At 46.5% G+C, this 15,123-nt stretch carries 15 protein-coding genes; 12 read left to right on the top strand and 3 right to left on the bottom strand.

Going from position 1 to position 15,123, the window contains the following annotated elements:
• Positions 1 to 80: 80 nt before the first annotated feature.
• The 3 genes from C6Y39_RS17470 to hslR form a co-directional block, all read right to left on the bottom strand.
• Positions 81 to 1,643: a phosphoenolpyruvate carboxykinase gene (locus C6Y39_RS17470; protein ID WP_105932500.1), complete on the bottom strand. Its 1,563-nt coding sequence runs from the start codon at positions 1,641 to 1,643 to the stop codon at positions 81 to 83.
• Between the two features lie 474 nt (positions 1,644 to 2,117).
• Entirely contained in the window at positions 2,118 to 3,017 is a 900-nt protein-coding gene (gene hslO / locus C6Y39_RS17465) for an Hsp33 family molecular chaperone HslO (protein WP_105932499.1), read from the bottom strand.
• A gap of 23 nt (positions 3,018 to 3,040) precedes the next feature.
• Positions 3,041 to 3,445 (bottom strand): ribosome-associated heat shock protein Hsp15, encoded by a 405-nt coding sequence (gene hslR / locus C6Y39_RS17460; RefSeq protein ID WP_105932498.1) that lies wholly within the window; start codon positions 3,443 to 3,445, stop codon positions 3,041 to 3,043.
• 129 nt (positions 3,446 to 3,574) lie between these two features.
• Here hslR and gspC point away from each other — a divergent pair, with 129 nt between their 5' ends.
• The 12 genes from gspC to C6Y39_RS17400 all read left to right on the top strand — a co-directional run bounded on the left by gspC (position 3,575) and on the right by C6Y39_RS17400 (position 15,039).
• Entirely contained in the window at positions 3,575 to 4,492 is a 918-nt protein-coding gene (gene gspC, locus C6Y39_RS17455; RefSeq protein WP_105932497.1) for a type II secretion system protein GspC, read from the top strand.
• A 103-nt stretch (positions 4,493 to 4,595) separates the two neighbouring features.
• Positions 4,596 to 6,641 (top strand): type II secretion system secretin GspD, encoded by a 2,046-nt coding sequence (gene gspD, locus C6Y39_RS17450; protein WP_105932496.1) that lies wholly within the window; start codon positions 4,596 to 4,598, stop codon positions 6,639 to 6,641.
• A 1-nt stretch (position 6,642) separates the two neighbouring features.
• Entirely contained in the window at positions 6,643 to 8,208 is a 1,566-nt protein-coding gene (gspE, locus tag C6Y39_RS17445; protein WP_105932495.1) for a type II secretion system ATPase GspE, read from the top strand.
• Complete coding sequence (gene gspF / locus C6Y39_RS17440; RefSeq protein WP_105932494.1) at positions 8,209 to 9,435, top strand: type II secretion system inner membrane protein GspF; 1,227 nt, start codon at positions 8,209 to 8,211, stop codon at positions 9,433 to 9,435. It abuts the gene before it with no gap.
• Positions 9,435 to 9,872, top strand: coding sequence for a type II secretion system major pseudopilin GspG (gene gspG / locus C6Y39_RS17435; protein WP_012520130.1), 438 nt, complete (start codon positions 9,435 to 9,437; stop codon positions 9,870 to 9,872). Before gspF ends, gspG begins: the two co-directional genes overlap by 1 nt.
• A 5-nt stretch (positions 9,873 to 9,877) precedes the next feature.
• Positions 9,878 to 10,504 carry a type II secretion system minor pseudopilin GspH gene (gspH, locus tag C6Y39_RS17430; protein WP_105932493.1) on the top strand — a complete coding sequence of 209 codons (627 nt, stop codon included), beginning with the start codon at positions 9,878 to 9,880 and terminating at the stop codon, positions 10,502 to 10,504.
• On the top strand, positions 10,501 to 10,911 hold the full coding sequence (gene gspI, locus C6Y39_RS17425) for a type II secretion system minor pseudopilin GspI (protein ID WP_105932492.1): 411 nt from the start codon (positions 10,501 to 10,503) through the stop codon (positions 10,909 to 10,911). Before gspH ends, gspI begins: the two co-directional genes overlap by 4 nt.
• Before the next feature lies 1 nt (position 10,912).
• A complete protein-coding gene (gene gspJ / locus C6Y39_RS17420; RefSeq protein WP_105932491.1) occupies positions 10,913 to 11,539 on the top strand; it encodes a type II secretion system minor pseudopilin GspJ in 627 nt (208 codons plus the stop codon).
• Entirely contained in the window at positions 11,536 to 12,612 is a 1,077-nt protein-coding gene (gene gspK, locus C6Y39_RS17415) for a type II secretion system minor pseudopilin GspK (protein ID WP_276309309.1), read from the top strand. The genes gspJ and gspK overlap by 4 nt, the downstream gene beginning before the upstream one ends.
• Positions 12,612 to 13,811 carry a type II secretion system protein GspL gene (gene gspL / locus C6Y39_RS17410; RefSeq protein ID WP_105932490.1) on the top strand — a complete coding sequence of 400 codons (1,200 nt, stop codon included), beginning with the start codon at positions 12,612 to 12,614 and terminating at the stop codon, positions 13,809 to 13,811. The genes gspK and gspL overlap by 1 nt, the downstream gene beginning before the upstream one ends.
• The gene (gspM, locus tag C6Y39_RS17405; protein ID WP_105932489.1) at positions 13,808 to 14,287 is read left to right on the top strand and encodes a type II secretion system protein GspM; all 480 of its coding nucleotides are present in this window, start codon (positions 13,808 to 13,810) and stop codon (positions 14,285 to 14,287) included. Before gspL ends, gspM begins: the two co-directional genes overlap by 4 nt.
• Positions 14,284 to 15,039, top strand: coding sequence for a type II secretion system protein N (locus tag C6Y39_RS17400; protein ID WP_105932488.1), 756 nt, complete (start codon positions 14,284 to 14,286; stop codon positions 15,037 to 15,039). Before gspM ends, C6Y39_RS17400 begins: the two co-directional genes overlap by 4 nt.
• The last annotated feature ends 84 nt before the right edge of the window (positions 15,040 to 15,123 follow it).

Here is a 15,123-nt window from a genome sequence, read left to right as displayed (position 1 = left end):
TAAAAAAGCCCGCAACACGGTGCGGGCAAAACATCAATCACGTTGAGTGTGATGAACGTTGGGAAGGGGCGAACGAGGTATTAATTACCCGGCCCGGCTTTAACGATAGCGTCGCTAACGTCATATTTTTCAAAGTTCTGTTTAAAGTCGTTAACTAAGTTAGCGGCGTATTCGTTGTACTTTTCCTTGTCTGCCCACGTGTTTTGAGGCACAAGCAAATTGCTGTCTACGCCTTCAATTGCCACTGGTACATCAAGGTTTAACGCGTCAATGTGCTGGGTTTCAACATCGGCCAATTTACCCGATACAATCGCATCAATGATGGCGCGCGTAGTAGGAATATCAAAACGCTTACCTGTGCCGTAAGGGCCACCAGTCCAGCCGGTATTTACTAAGTAAACCTTCGCACCAAACGCTTTAACGCGCTTAATCAAAAGCTCTGCATACACGCCTGCCGGACGCGGGAAGAAAGGCGCACCAAAACAGGTTGAGAAGGTTGATTCGATATCGCTAGTAGAACCAATTTCAGTAGAGCCTACTTTCGCTGTGTAACCACTTAGGAAGTGATATGCCGCAGCCTCTTCAGTTAGTACAGAAACAGGAGGCAATACGCCACTTACGTCACATGTTAGAAACACCACTGAGCGAGGTTCGCCGCCACGGTTTTCAGCAACGCGCTTTTCAATATGAGAAAGCGGGTACGCCGCACGTGAGTTTTGGGTTAGCGATGTGTCGGTATAGTCTGGCGTGCGTGTTTCATCAAGCACTACGTTTTCTAGGATGGTACCAAACTTGATGGCATTCCAAATTACTGGCTCGTTCTTTTGAGAAAGATCGATACATTTAGCGTAACAACCGCCTTCGATATTAAATACGCTACCTGGTGCCCAGCCGTGCTCGTCATCACCAATCAAGAAACGCTTAGGATCGGCTGAAAGCGTAGTTTTACCTGTGCCTGAAAGGCCAAAGAACAAGGTCACATCGCCTTCTTCGCCCACGTTGGCAGAGCAGTGCATAGGTAGCACATCTTTTGCTGGAAGCAGGAAGTTTTGCACTGAGAACATGGCTTTTTTCATTTCACCTGCGTAACGCATGCCCGCAAGCAATACACGCTTTTTAGCGAAATTAATGATAACTGTGCCGTCGCTGTTTGTGCCGTCACGCTCTGGTTCGCAAGTGAAACCAGGAACGTTTAAGATTTGCCAAGGCTGGTCGCCTTTCACGTTCCACTGTTCTGGAATAATAAATAGATTACGAGCAAACACGTGCTGCCAAGCAGTTTGCGTTCTTACTTCAAGAGATAACGCGTGCTCAGGGTCTGAACCTACCTGAAGGTGTGAAAGAAAGTGTTCTTGGGTAGAAAGATAAGCCTCTACTCTGTCCCACAGCGCATCGAACTTGTCAGCATCAAAAGGCTTGTTTACCTTGCCCCAATCGATATCGTTTTCGGTCGTTGGCTCTTTCACGATAAAACGATCGTTTGGAGAGCGACCAGTACGTTTGCCGGTTTCGACGACAAGGGCGCCGTTTTTATCTAATACACCTTCGCCGCGCAATACAGCGCGTTCGATAAGTTCTGCGTTTGGCAGATCAGTAAGTGGCGTTACTTTCAGTTCCGTTTGAATTGAGGCTGCTGCGGTCATGGCTGTTACCCTATATGTAATTTTTCAAAAGCACTTTCAAAAAAGTATCACCTCTTCGATTGTAATGTAAACAATGCCTAACGCGCATTTTTAAAAAGTATAATCACTATATTCGGCATGTCATTTTCACAAATATTGTAAATTAATTACAGGAAAAGCGTTTTCCTTCGGTATATATGCGATATTTGTGGTTAAGAGCACGTGATTGATCGATGAATTTCAAAATAAAAAGAAATAAAAAACGAAGAAAGTATTTTTAAAAACTTTCAAATATTTGAAATCCTATGGAATGACATTGAGAGACAATAAGGGGAACCATTACCGCTGGTTAATTTTTAACCATGAGTTAAGTATTGTTTCGCTCCTTATCCTGTTAGTCAGGTCTACGAAGAAATTCTGAAGTAAAATAAAAAAGCACCTAGTGAATTAGGTGCTTTGGCGTGTTCTTTTTGCCACCGCTTGAACAGTTAAGGTTTACTGGTTAGATGATGACACATCAAAATTACCGCTATGAATGGCTTCAACGTCGATACTGTCAAAACTGTATTCAGTATGGCAGTACTGACAATTCATTTTTATCGCCCCTTCTTCAGCGATAATTGCGTGAAGCTCAGACTTTTCCACATGACGGAGCGCCTCTGCGCTGCGCTCTTTTGAACACGAGCACGCAAACGTAACGTCTTTTGCTGGATACACTTCCACGTCTTCCTGATGGTAAAGACGATATAAAATGTCTTCAACTGATAATGAAAACATCTCTTCTTTTGTGAGTGTTTGAGTAAGTTTAGAGATATGAGCAAACTCATTCGCTTGCGACACATCGGTAGCGCTAGCATCGGTAGGCAGTACCTGAAGAAGCACGCCTGACGCTTTTGCGTTTTTAGGGTCGCTCATATCCGTCATAAGATGAACGCTGGTCGCGAGTTGCTCAGACTGAGCAAAATAGCCTTCAATACACTCAGCAAGAGAAGGCTTGTCTAGCGCAACAACACCCTGATAGCGTTCGCCTTCATCTGGTGTAATGGTAATGACTAGTACTGCCTGCGACAAAAGTTCTGAAAAGGTTTCAGGCAAACTTTCCAACGTTTCATCCCAACGTGCTACGCCGCGAAGCGTTTGTTCATGAGTAGCGTTTAACACCGCATAACTCACAGGCCCCTTGCTTTGAATTTGCAGTGAAATTTCACCTTTGAATTTTAGGGTTGCCGTTAACAATGATGTTGCCGCTGCCATTTCACTTAGCAAGGTTTGAATTTGCACAGGGTACTCATAGCTGTGCACAATTTGCTTTAAGCTCTCGTCAAGGCGCACTAACTCGCCGCGAACGTTAGCTTGCGTAAATAAGAAGCGGTGTAATTGATCGAAATCGCTCATAAATAATCCTGTTGAGCAGCGCATTACTGCTGCTTAAATTTAATAATCTGTCGTCGCTGCTTTTTGTCAGGCCTATGATCTGGTTTAGGACTGTGAAATGCATTCATTTTACGGGCAGCTTGGTTTTCTTCACGTTTTGTTACACTTTCGTCAGTTTCTTCAAAAAGCGTTTGTGCAAGGGGCGCGCTCAAGCGCTTATCACTTAAGCCTAGCACCTTAATTTCACGAATATCCCATCCGGCGGGAACTTTAATCGTGGCGCCAAGCTCTACATGCTTACCAGGTTTGGCTCGTTGCCCGTTGTACTGGACCTTTCCCGACTGCACCATGTCTCTGGCAACCGCACGGGTTTTAAAGAACCTTGCAGCCCATAGCCACTTGTCCAGCCTGACATTTTGTGTTGTATTGTTACTTTCCAATTGGCTCATGTAATAATTTCGTAATGGTGTAGCATTAGTGTTGTGACCCTCACCTTTACTAGGCTATTATGGGTTTGCTAAAGCACGGTTAACCAAAAATTCACTATATTATAATAAAGCAGTACCATCAGTGGCAGCATGACATTCAATAAACCCAATCCACATTCTCTGGTTGTTTATCTAAACCAGCACCAAAAACAGCTACATACAATAGTAGTGGTTCTGCTTAGCCTGTATTTAATTGCTTTTGCTGCCAAACTCGTGTGGCAAATTATACCCGAACCTCAATTATCTGCGACACCCACAGCAAGCCGAGCTCCAGTGATTTCTTCGTCATCTGGCAAAGGTGGGGTCAATATTGCCAAAATACAACAGCTGAACTTATTTGGTAACGCGGCGGCTAAACCTGCCGAACCGGTTGCCGAAGTAACCGACGCGCCAGAAACACGACTAAACTTAACCCTTACTGGTGTGGTCGCAAGCTCAGAGCAAGATGCGGGCACCGCTATTATAGAAAACCGCGGCAGCCAAGCTGTTTATGGGCTGGGCGAAAAAATTGAGGGCACTAATGCCACGCTCCAAAAAGTGTATAACGACCGCGTAATCATCAAAAACGGGGCGAGAAACGAAACCTTGATGCTTGACGGCATTGATTATGAAGAAGCAAACCGACGCCGTGAAGCGCAGGCAAGAAACCGACCAGCGCCAGAAGACGACGAAGATGCAGAGGTTGAGTTGAGTGACGAGGCGCTAGAGGCAACTGCTGCACTTAGAGAGCGCCCTGCAAGCTTCACTGATTTCATTTCAATATCGCCGAAAACGGAAGAAGGTCAGCTTATCGGTTATCAGGTAAGCCCCGGAAAAGAGCCTGAGTTATTTAAATCAGCCGGCCTTCAGGCAGGCGATGTTATTACCCAAATTAATGGGCTAGACCTTACCGACTTGCAACAATCGCAAGAGGCACTGTCTGAGCTACGCAATGCACAAAATATAGAATTAACGATTATTCGAGATGGCAGCTTAACCACGCTTTATCTAGATTTACCCGAGGCGTAACAACAACTAAAACGGTAACGACTCGTCCTTATTAGATTAGGTATGCACTGACTATTACGAAGCCATTAAGCCATCGACAGGTTAGGAAATGAAGGAAGTTAGAATGAAAAGGCGCACTAGCCACAAACTATTATCTCGCTTAGGCACAGCCATGTGTACAGCGCTTCTGTGTTTCTCGGTGACGGCCGCTGAGTACATGCCTAATTTCAAAGATACCGATATCAATGAATTTATTAACATCGTTGGTAAAAATCTTGAGCGCACCATTATTGTCGACCCTAACGTACGTGGAAAAATAAGCGTACGCAGCTATGACATGCTCAATGAAGATCAGTATTACCAATTTTTCCTTAACGTACTTCAGGTTTACGATTTCGCCGTTGTAGAAATGCCAAGCGGTATTTTAAAAGTTGTGCGTTCTAAAGATGCAAAAACCTCAAACATTCCGGTTGTGGAAGGCGCAGAGCAAGACGGCGATGAGTTTATTACCCGCGTAGTTCCTGTATATAACGTACCGGTACGTGAACTGGCTCCTATTTTGCGACAGCTTAATGACCAAGCAGGTGGCGGTAACGTGGTAAGTCACGACCCTTCAAACGTGATGATGCTAACGGGCCGCGCAGCAGTGGTTAACCGCCTAGTAGAAATTATTGAACGCGTAGACCGCGCTGGCGACGAAGAAGTAGAGATTGTTAAGCTTCGCTATGCATCAGCTTCTGAAATGGTGCGTATTATTGAAAGTATCAATAAGTCTCAAGGCAAAGCCAATACAGGTGCGAAATCTGAGCCTCGCGTTGTTGCGGATGACAGAACAAACTCTGTCATTGTAAGTGGCGATGTTAAAGCACGTCAGCGTCTTATTAATCTTATTCAGCGCATGGACCAAGAACTTGAGTCTAATGGCAACACTCGCGTTATGTTTTTGAATTACGCAAAAGCGGAAGACTTAGTTAAAGTCTTACAGGGCGTTTCAGCCAGTATTCAGGCAGAAGAGCAAGGCAGTACCAACACAAACCGCCGTGCGGGCTCAAATCGTGAAATTAGTATTGATGCTCATGAAGATTCGAACGCTATCGTTATCACCGCAGAGCCCGATATGATGCGCTCGTTGGAAGAAGTGGTACGACAGCTTGATATTCGTCGCGCGCAGGTACAGGTTGAAGCTATTATTGTTGAAGTCTTTGAAGGCGACGGCGCAACCTTAGGTGTACAGTGGGTCTCAGAAGAGGGTGGCGGCACACAATTTAATAACGGCGTTATAGGTGTTGGGTCGTTGGCGGTTGCACTGCGTCAAGCCGAAGACCGAGAAACCACGCAAACGAATATCACAGCCAACGGCGAAGTGGTAGAGACCACAGACACAATTGAAGGTGATTTTACCGCGCTTGCCAGCTTGCTTGGTGGCGCTAATGGCATGATAGCTGGCGTTATTGAAAACGGCTGGGGCGCAGTGGTTCAAGCGGTAAGCACTGACACCAACTCGAATATTCTTGCCACGCCACACCTAACCACCATGGACAACGAAGAAGCGTTTTTCATCGTAGGTCAGGAAGTACCTATTATTACGGGCACAACAACCGGTGCGAATAACTCGAACCCGTTCCAAACCGTTGATCGTCAAGAAGTGGGGATCAAACTGAAAGTGACGCCGCAAATTAATGAAGGCGATGCAGTACAGCTTCTTATCGAACAAGAAGTGTCGAGCGTGAGCGGTGCAACGTCGGTAGATATCTCAATTAACAAGCGTGAAATCAAAACCACAGTAATTGTAGATGACGGCGGTACTATCGTTCTTGGCGGCCTTATAGATGAAGACGTTCAGGAAAGCGTATCTAAAGTACCGCTGCTTGGTGATATTCCTATTCTTGGTCATCTGTTTAAGAGCACATCAACAAGTAAGCGTAAGCGCAACCTAATGGTCTTCTTAAAGCCCACAATTGTGCGAGATGGTGCGACCATGAATGCCATTAGTCATCGCAAGTACAACTATATCCGTGCGCTTCAACTTAAGCGCCAGCAGGACGGTGTATCTTTGATGCCGTCAGCCGAAACACCAAGTATGCCTCAATGGGATGACGAACTTTCTCTACCGCCTTCGTTTGAAGAGTACCTCACTGAAAAAGAGAAGCTAAAAGAAGGTAACGAGTAGAATGGCTGGGCAGGACGAACAACTTACTCAAGCATTAGAGGCGCAAGAAGAAGCCTTGGAAGCCATGGGTGAAGACGCGGGTTTACCTGAAGCTGAGGCTGGCCCTAGGCAGCTTTCATTTAGTTTTGCCAAGCGCAATCAGGTGTTACTTGAAACCAATGAAACCCCTGCTGTGCTCTACTTTACCGAAAACACACCTTTCGATGTGTTTGCAGAAGTTCGCCGTTTCTACGGCGAGCCTTTTGTGCCAAAAACCATACCCGCTGATGAATTTGAAAGCCTTCTGACTAGCGCGTTTCAACGTGACAGTTCAGCGGCGAAACAGCTTATGGAAGATCTTGGTAACGAAAGCGACTTGTTTGCGTTAGCTGAAGACCTCCCAGACACTGAAGACCTGTTAGATAGTGAAGATGACGCCCCCATTATCAAGCTTATTAATGCCATGCTAGGTGAAGCGATTAAAGAAGGTGCGTCAGATATCCACATTGAAACCTTTGAAAACCAGCTTGTGGTTCGCTTTCGCGTAGACGGTGTATTGCGAGAAATTTTACGTCCTAACCGCAAGCTTTCTTCCATGTTGGTATCGCGCATTAAAGTAATGGCGAAATTAGACATTGCTGAAAAACGGGTTCCGCAAGATGGTCGTATAACGCTGCGTATTGCTGGGCGAGCAGTAGATGTGCGTGTTTCTACCATGCCATCGAGTCATGGCGAGCGTGTCGTACTGCGTCTTCTGGATAAAAACAATGCCCGCCTGAATCTAGAAGATTTGGGCATGACGCTGCAAAATCGCAATCACTTTTCCACCCTTATTCGCAAGCCTCATGGCATTATTTTGGTTACCGGGCCCACAGGTTCAGGTAAAAGTACTACCTTGTACGCTGGCCTCTCTGAAATAAACTCGCGAGACAGAAATATTCTAACCGTTGAAGACCCGATTGAATTTGATCTTCCTGGCATTGGCCAAACTCAAGTCAATCCGCGCGTTGATATGACGTTTGCCCGCGGCCTTCGCGCTATTTTGCGCCAAGACCCAGACGTGGTAATGGTCGGTGAGATCCGAGATATCGAAACAGCACAAATCGCCGTTCAAGCCAGTTTAACCGGTCACTTAGTACTTTCTACTCTGCATACCAATACCGCTGCCGGCGCCATAACGCGTCTAGAAGATATGGGCATTGAGCCTTTCTTATTGTCTTCAAGTCTATTAGCGGTATTGTCACAGCGCTTGGTGCGAACTTTGTGTCCGGAATGTAAGAAGCCTCATACACCGGATGCCTCAGAACTAGAAGTTTTGGGACAAGAGGCCACCAGCAGCACAACGATTTACAAGCCTCACGGCTGCGCCGCCTGTAATCAAACCGGCTATCGCGGTCGTACTGGTATCCATGAGCTATTGTTAGTAGACGAGAAAGTGCGTGAAATGATGCACGAAGGTGTCGGTGAACAAGCCATTGAACGCTACATCCGAACGTCCACACCAAGCATTCGTGAAGACGGCTGCCGCAAAGTTCTTTTGGGTGTTACCTCACTTGAAGAAGTGCTTCGAGTTACGAGGGAAGACTAAATGGCGGCCTTCGCTTATAAGGCGGTTAATGCCCGCGGTAAAAATACAAACGGCGTACTTGAAGGTGATAATGCCCGTCAGGTGCGTCAACAGCTTCGCGAAAAGGGTTTAATCCCTTTAGAAGTCGAGCAAGTTGCCGAGCGCACACAAAGCGAAGGCAAAGGGCTTTCATTTTCTCTGTTTAAACCTCGTATTTCAGCTTCCGATTTAGCGCTACTTACTCGGCAAATGGCTACCCTTGTGGAATCGGCTCTTCCTGTCGAAGAAGCGCTGCTAGCGGTAGCAGAACAATGCGAAAAGCCTCGTCAGAAAAACATGATGATGGCGGTGCGCAGTAAAGTCGTAGAAGGTCACGGGCTTGCCGATGCATTAGGTCAGTTTCCAAGTGTGTTCGACGAGCTTTACCGCGCAATGGTAGCTGCAGGTGAAAAGTCAGGCCACCTTGATACCGTGCTTAATCGCTTAGCCGACTATACCGAGCGTAGACAGCAAACCCGAAGCCAAATAACACAGGCGATGATTTACCCTTCCTTAATGCTGTTTTTTGCGATGGGGATCGTGTTACTGCTGTTAACCGTGGTAGTGCCTAAAATTGTGGGTCAATTCGACCACATGGGGCAAGACCTGCCGGGCATCACCCAGTTTCTCATATCTGTAAGTACATGGCTTCAGAACTACGGCTTATTTATGCTAATCGGCATAGGCGTGCTTATCGTTATCATTCAGCGCGTATTACAGCAAAAGCTTATGAAACTGCGCTATCACAAAGCGCTATTAACGCTGCCGTTGATAGGCCGAGTATCGAGAGGCTTGAACACAGCCCGATTCGCTCGCACCTTGAGTATATTGAGCGCCAGCGCTGTTCCTTTGCTTGAAGCGATGCGAATCTCTGGCGATGTGCTTGAAAATCAACATATTAAGAACCAAGTGGCCGACGCAGCCATTAACGTAAAAGAAGGTAGCAGCTTGCGTGCAGCGCTGGACAATACAAAAATGTTTCCACCCATGATGATGCATATGATTGCATCAGGTGAAAAGTCGGGCGAGCTTCAGCAAATGCTAGCTCGAGCCGCAGATAATCAAGATAGGGAATTTGAAGCGCTTATTGGTGTCTCACTTAAGGTATTTGAACCCTTACTTATCGTATCGATGGCAGGCATTGTTCTGTTTATCGTTATGGCAATATTGCAGCCAATTTTAGCATTGAACAACATGGTGAATATTTAATGAAAACACTTAATCGCAGTTCTGGTTTCAGTTTGATTGAAGTCATGGTCGTACTTCTGATCATCGGTATTATGGCCTCTATGGTAGCGCCTCAGATTTTAGGTAACCAAGAAGAAGCGCAGCTTAAAAAGGCTGCTGTCGATATTCAACAAATGGAAAGCGCACTTGAGATGTACAAGCTGCGTAACAATCGCTTCCCAACCACCGAACAAGGTTTAGATGCGCTAGTTACCGCGCCAACGATTGATCCTATTCCTCGTAACTATCCTGAAGGTGGTTTTATTAAGCGCCTGCCTGAAGATCCGTGGGGCAATCCATACGCGCTTATCAGCCCAGGAGAGCTAGGCGTAGTTGATATTTTCTCAAACGGTCCAGACGGTGAACCAGGTACTGATGATGACATCGGTAACTGGAACATTAACGAATACCTGAACTAGCCTTTATGCGCTACCGCAGCAGTACATCGTTTAATGAAGCAGGCTTTACCCTATTGGAAGTCATGCTTGTACTGCTGCTTATGGGCTTGGCAGCCGGGTACGTTATGTTCAACGCCTTCGGCGCAAGCAAGTCTGATTTATTAAAAAGCCAAGCACAGCGTCTGCAAGTTATCGTCGATATGGCTAGCGACTTTGCCGTGCTGAATCAGCAGCAGCTTGGCGTGCGCTTCGAAGCTGATAAAAACCAATATTACTTTGTTTACTTGGATGACGATGATGAATGGCAGCGTATCGAGGGTGAAAAAACCTATGAGCCCTACACTTTGCCCGAACCATTTTCGTTCACATTAAATTTAGACGACCTACCATGGGACGTTGAAGACCGGCTATTTGACAGAGACATCTTTGACGAAAATTTAAGTGTTGCTAACGAGGGCGTTGAGATAGGTAAGGAAGAAGAGAAAAAGCTACCTCCCCCGCAAATACTTATCATGTCGAGCGGCGAAATCACGCCATTTACCTTATCGTTTAATTATGAAGGCGATGACGGCGACGCCCCAGTCTATTACAGCCTGCAAAACCAAGATCTACCACCTTTGGTACTTGAAGGACCGGCGGAGCGCCCATTATGAGCAGCCCCACTTCAAACGTGTCTAGTGCACTTCGTTACCAACGCGGATTAACCCTACTTGAAGTCATGGTGGCCCTGCTTATTTTCGCACTCACAGGTACGGCAGTACTTAAAGCGGCAGGTGAGCATCTCTCGAGCGTAGGTCAAATTGAAGCTGTCACGTTTGCCAACTGGGTAGCGAGTAACCGCTTGAATCAGCTTCAGCTAGATACCACTTGGCCGCCCAAAAACAATTTAAAAGGCACCATGGAAATGGCCGACCGTACTTGGTATTGGCAACAAACGGTAGCGAAAACAAATGATAACGACTTACGGGCCGTTACTGTTTCTGTAGGTGAAGACGAAAGCTACGGTAGCTCGGTCACTTCCGTCACCACATTTGTGGCTAAGCCAACGGCGGACAATTAGTATGCAGCGCGGCTTTACGCTTATAGAAATATTGATAGCCATGGCCATTTTCACGCTCATTGGCCTTGCGTCTACCGGTTTGCTCACTACGGTTATTGACAGTAACGATATTTCAGAAGAGCGCTTTGCAAAGCTTCAACTCTTGCAGCGCGCAATGATCACGATTGAGCGAGATCTTCAGCAAGCCGTACCTCGAGCAGCTCGGGTGAACGGTGAAAAGCAAGATGTTGTGATGGCCGGTGGCGAGGTTGATAATAGTGACGATGACGGCATTGGCTTCGTGCGGGGAGGCTGGCACAACCCTCAGCTTATGCTGCCACGAAGTACGCTTCAATATGTTGCCTACCGCCTTAATGAAAATAGGCTAGAACGACTATACAGCAACTATGTTGATAACGTCATTGGCTATGAACCGAAGGTACGCGTACTGTTAGAGGACATAGAAAGTCTTAAGATAGAGTTTCTTGCTACATCTAGTAACGAATCCTTAGACGAAGATAACGACCTTTCTTGGAATGAAAGTTATAAGGGAACCGCGCTTCCCCGCGCCGTGGCAATAGAGTTTGTCAGTAAAGACTTCGGAAAAATCCGCAGAGAGTTCACCTTGACCACAGGGGGAGCGTCATGAAGACTCACATCGCTTCACTCCGCTATCCCAAGTCTAAAAGTGTCAACCGCAAAGCGGTTGTTAGTGCTTTTCGCTCGCCGCCAAGTAAGCAGAAAGGCGTGGCGCTGATGATTGTGCTTATGATTGTTGCACTAGTGGCAGTACTCGCTACTGAAATGGGCACACGCTTACAACTTCAGGTTCAGCGCACAATGAACCTAAAAGATAATAACCAAGCCTATTGGTACGCCATGGGCGCAGAAGCTTTTGCACGAAAATCTATTCAGTCGTTAATGAAGGAAAGTGAAGAGGTTATTTCCATTGACCAACCCTGGGCGCAAGAATTTAAGTATCCGTTAGAAAACGGTGGCCTTACCGCTAACTTAGAAGATTTGCAGGCGTGCTTCAATCTTAACGCTATTGTCTCTGGTAGCGCGTCAGGAAACACAAACAGTAGCGGCTCCAGTAACACCACCGAAGCTATGGAAGCCTTCCACACTATGCTGCTCTCGCTTAGCGTAGATGGGCTAGATAACTTTACAGCAGATACACTTCGAGACAGTTTGGCCGACTGGGTAGATGAAGATGACAGTATGCGACCTTACGGTGCTGAAGATAGTGAATACGAGTCCAGAGAGTTTCCTTATCTTGCCGCTAACGGGCCGCTGGCATCGAAAAGTGAATTGCGTATTATTAACGGTGCATCGCCAGAATGGCTCGATGAAGTGTTACCTTTAGTTTGCGTTATACCGGATTACAATGAGTTGAAAATTAACGTCAACACGTTAGAAGAAGAAGATGCGCCATTATTAGCAGGATTGACGGGGCTAGATATGCAACAAGCCGCCAGTTTGATAGGCAGCCGCCCGCAAAACGGATGGGACGATACCAATGCTTTTTTAAGCGAGCCTTCTATTCAAGCGCTTAATTTGACAAGTACTCGACAAGCATGGTTTTCAGTTAAAACCGAATATTTTATGTTGCACACAAAAACACAGTACAACAAAGCAACCTTTAAGCTTTCCACCGTGTTTCACGCCAGCGCTGATAGTGGCGTACGTGTAGTGAACCGCGAGTTTGGGGGAACCTATTAATGGAACAATTACTGGTGCGTTTAGGCGCCAATCACACCGATCCGATAAGCTGGCTCGTTTATTCGAAAACAGAAGATGAAATCATTGCTTCTGGCGAACTTCCCAGTGCAGAAGACTTATCTACGCTCACTGAACGCGCTGGACAGCGAGGCGTTATCGCATTAGCGCCTAGTAGTGACATCTTGCTCAAGTGGGTTGAACTTCCGCCTAAAGCGGGTCGTAAAATCATTTCTGCTATTCCGTTTATGCTTGAAGACGAGCTTGCAACCGACATAAGCCAACAGTTTTTTGCCATTGGCCCAAGGCGAGGCGACAGGCAAGCGGTAGCTGTGGTCAGTCATGAAAAAATGCAAATGTGGCAAACATGGCTAAGCGAAGCAGGTCTATTTTGCGACACCATTATTCCTGACGTGCTTGCCGTTCCAGTGACGCAAGACGGATGGTCAGTGCTAACGCTTGGGGAACAACTTTTAGTACGCCAAGATACCTTTAAAGGTGTGCAGGGCGAACAAGCATGGTTACTGCCAACGCTTATCCACTTTACCGCTCAGCAAGACAGCCCTGTGGTAATTACTAATTACGCCGGCATTGATTTGAGCAGCTTGCCAAATATTGAAGAAGCACAAGCGCCGCTAGAACTACCTATGCAGGTACTGGCTAAAGAAGCAATGCAAAGTAGCTTTAACCTGTGCCAAGGCGAATACAAGATTAAACGCAAGCGCAGCGGAGTATTAAGTCAGTGGCGTGTGGCAGCCGTTCTTGCTGTGCTGGCCTTATGTACCAGCCTGATTGACAAGGGCGTTTCTCTCTACCATCTTAAAGCGCAAAATCAAGCGCTAAGCAGCGAAATTAACGCGGCGGTAAAAGCAGGGTTCCCCAATATTGGTACCTATCGCAACGTGAAGTTAAAGCTTCAAAGTGAATTAGCTAAGTTAGAACAAGGTGGCGGCGATGCCTCAATGCTCGTTATGCTCGATCAGCTAGCGCCTGCGTTTTCGGCCACTGACGTGAAACCGCAAACACTAAGGTTCGACGCGGCGCGCACTGAAATTCGCATTCAGGCTCAAGGTAAAAACTTTGAAGCACTAGAACAATTTAAACGTACCGCAGAAAACGCGGGGTTTGTAGTTGAACAAGGTGCTATAAACAATCGAGACGATGGTGTTGTCGGAACTGTGTCGGTAAGGAGTACCTTATGAACGCACTTTTAGAAAAGTATAAAGCGCTGACTGAACGCGAGCAGAAACTTGTGTTAATTTCAGCGGTTATGATTGTGATAGCGCTATTTTATTTTGTAATTTGGTCTCCGCTTAACGCCGCATTAGACAAGCAAAAGCAACTGCTTGATAACCAGCAATCCTTATTGGTTTGGGTAAAAGACAGTGCAGCAAGAGCACAGCAGTTGCGCCGCGTAAGTGGCGGTAAGCGAGCCTTTTCTGGTTCATTACCACAAGCGGTAAACCGCACTACTGCACAGCACGACATTGCCATTTCACGTATGCAGCCACAGGGCGACGAGCTGCAAGTATGGGTAGATCAAGCCCCATTCAACAGTGTTTTAGATTGGCTTAAGGCCATGGAAAACATGGGAGTGGTTATCCTTCAAGCCGATATTGCCGAGGCCGATGCGCCAGGCTATATCAAAATTCGCCGACTACAGTTAGGTAAAGCATGAAGTCGAAAGTTAGTTGGATTATAGGCGGCGTTATCGCCTTCTTATTGTTTGCTGTAGCCTACATGCCTGCTACTCAGGTAATAGGCCGCGTATCGTTGCCGAGTAATATTGCAATTAGTGGCGTAACCGGCACTCTGTTCTCAGGCAAAGCGCAAACTGTGGTAGCCAATGGCTTAGCAATTTATAACGTTAGATGGGAACTAAGCCCGCTGCACATGTTAGTGGGGAAAATTAAATTAGATCTCAAAGCGGGAAACATTCGCGATAAAAACGAGGTAGCGTTTGAAGGGCCTATTACAACAGGCCTGTTTAGCCAGAATACGGTAAGCACCGAAAATTTCACCCTTTATCTACCAGTAGACAGGGTGATTGCTCAAGTTCGCTTGCCGTTGCCAGTAAACGCTGGTGGACGCTTTAAAGTAACGCTGGACGATTTAACGTTCGGTCCTGCGTGTCGGTCGTTAAGCGGCTCTGGAGACTGGCTAAATGCGACAGTAGCGGGAACCCAAGGGCCTATTGATTTTGGCACCTACTCTGCAAAACTGCGCTGCGAGGGCGAGCATATTGGTATAACGGTGAGCGAGCCTAATCTACTTAATTTGTCTATGGATGCCATTATTCCCACCAGCATGAAGAATATTCGTGTTAGTGGTAAATTTAAACCAGATGAAAGCTTACCTGATGAGGTACAGCAGGCATCCCGTTTATTTGGCACACCTAACAACAACGGCTACATTGCTATACAGCTTTGACCCGCTCAATAGTGATAGTAACTACAGCAACGTATACGTCTTGGTATCGACTTATCAGGGCCAACTGGAACACACTCAACAAAG

Source organism: Alteromonas gracilis, assembly GCF_002993325.1.
Lineage (GTDB): Bacteria > Pseudomonadota > Gammaproteobacteria > Enterobacterales > Alteromonadaceae > Alteromonas > Alteromonas gracilis.
The sequence above is the reverse complement of the archived record's forward strand: the minus strand, read 5'-3'. Positions and strand labels throughout refer to the sequence as shown.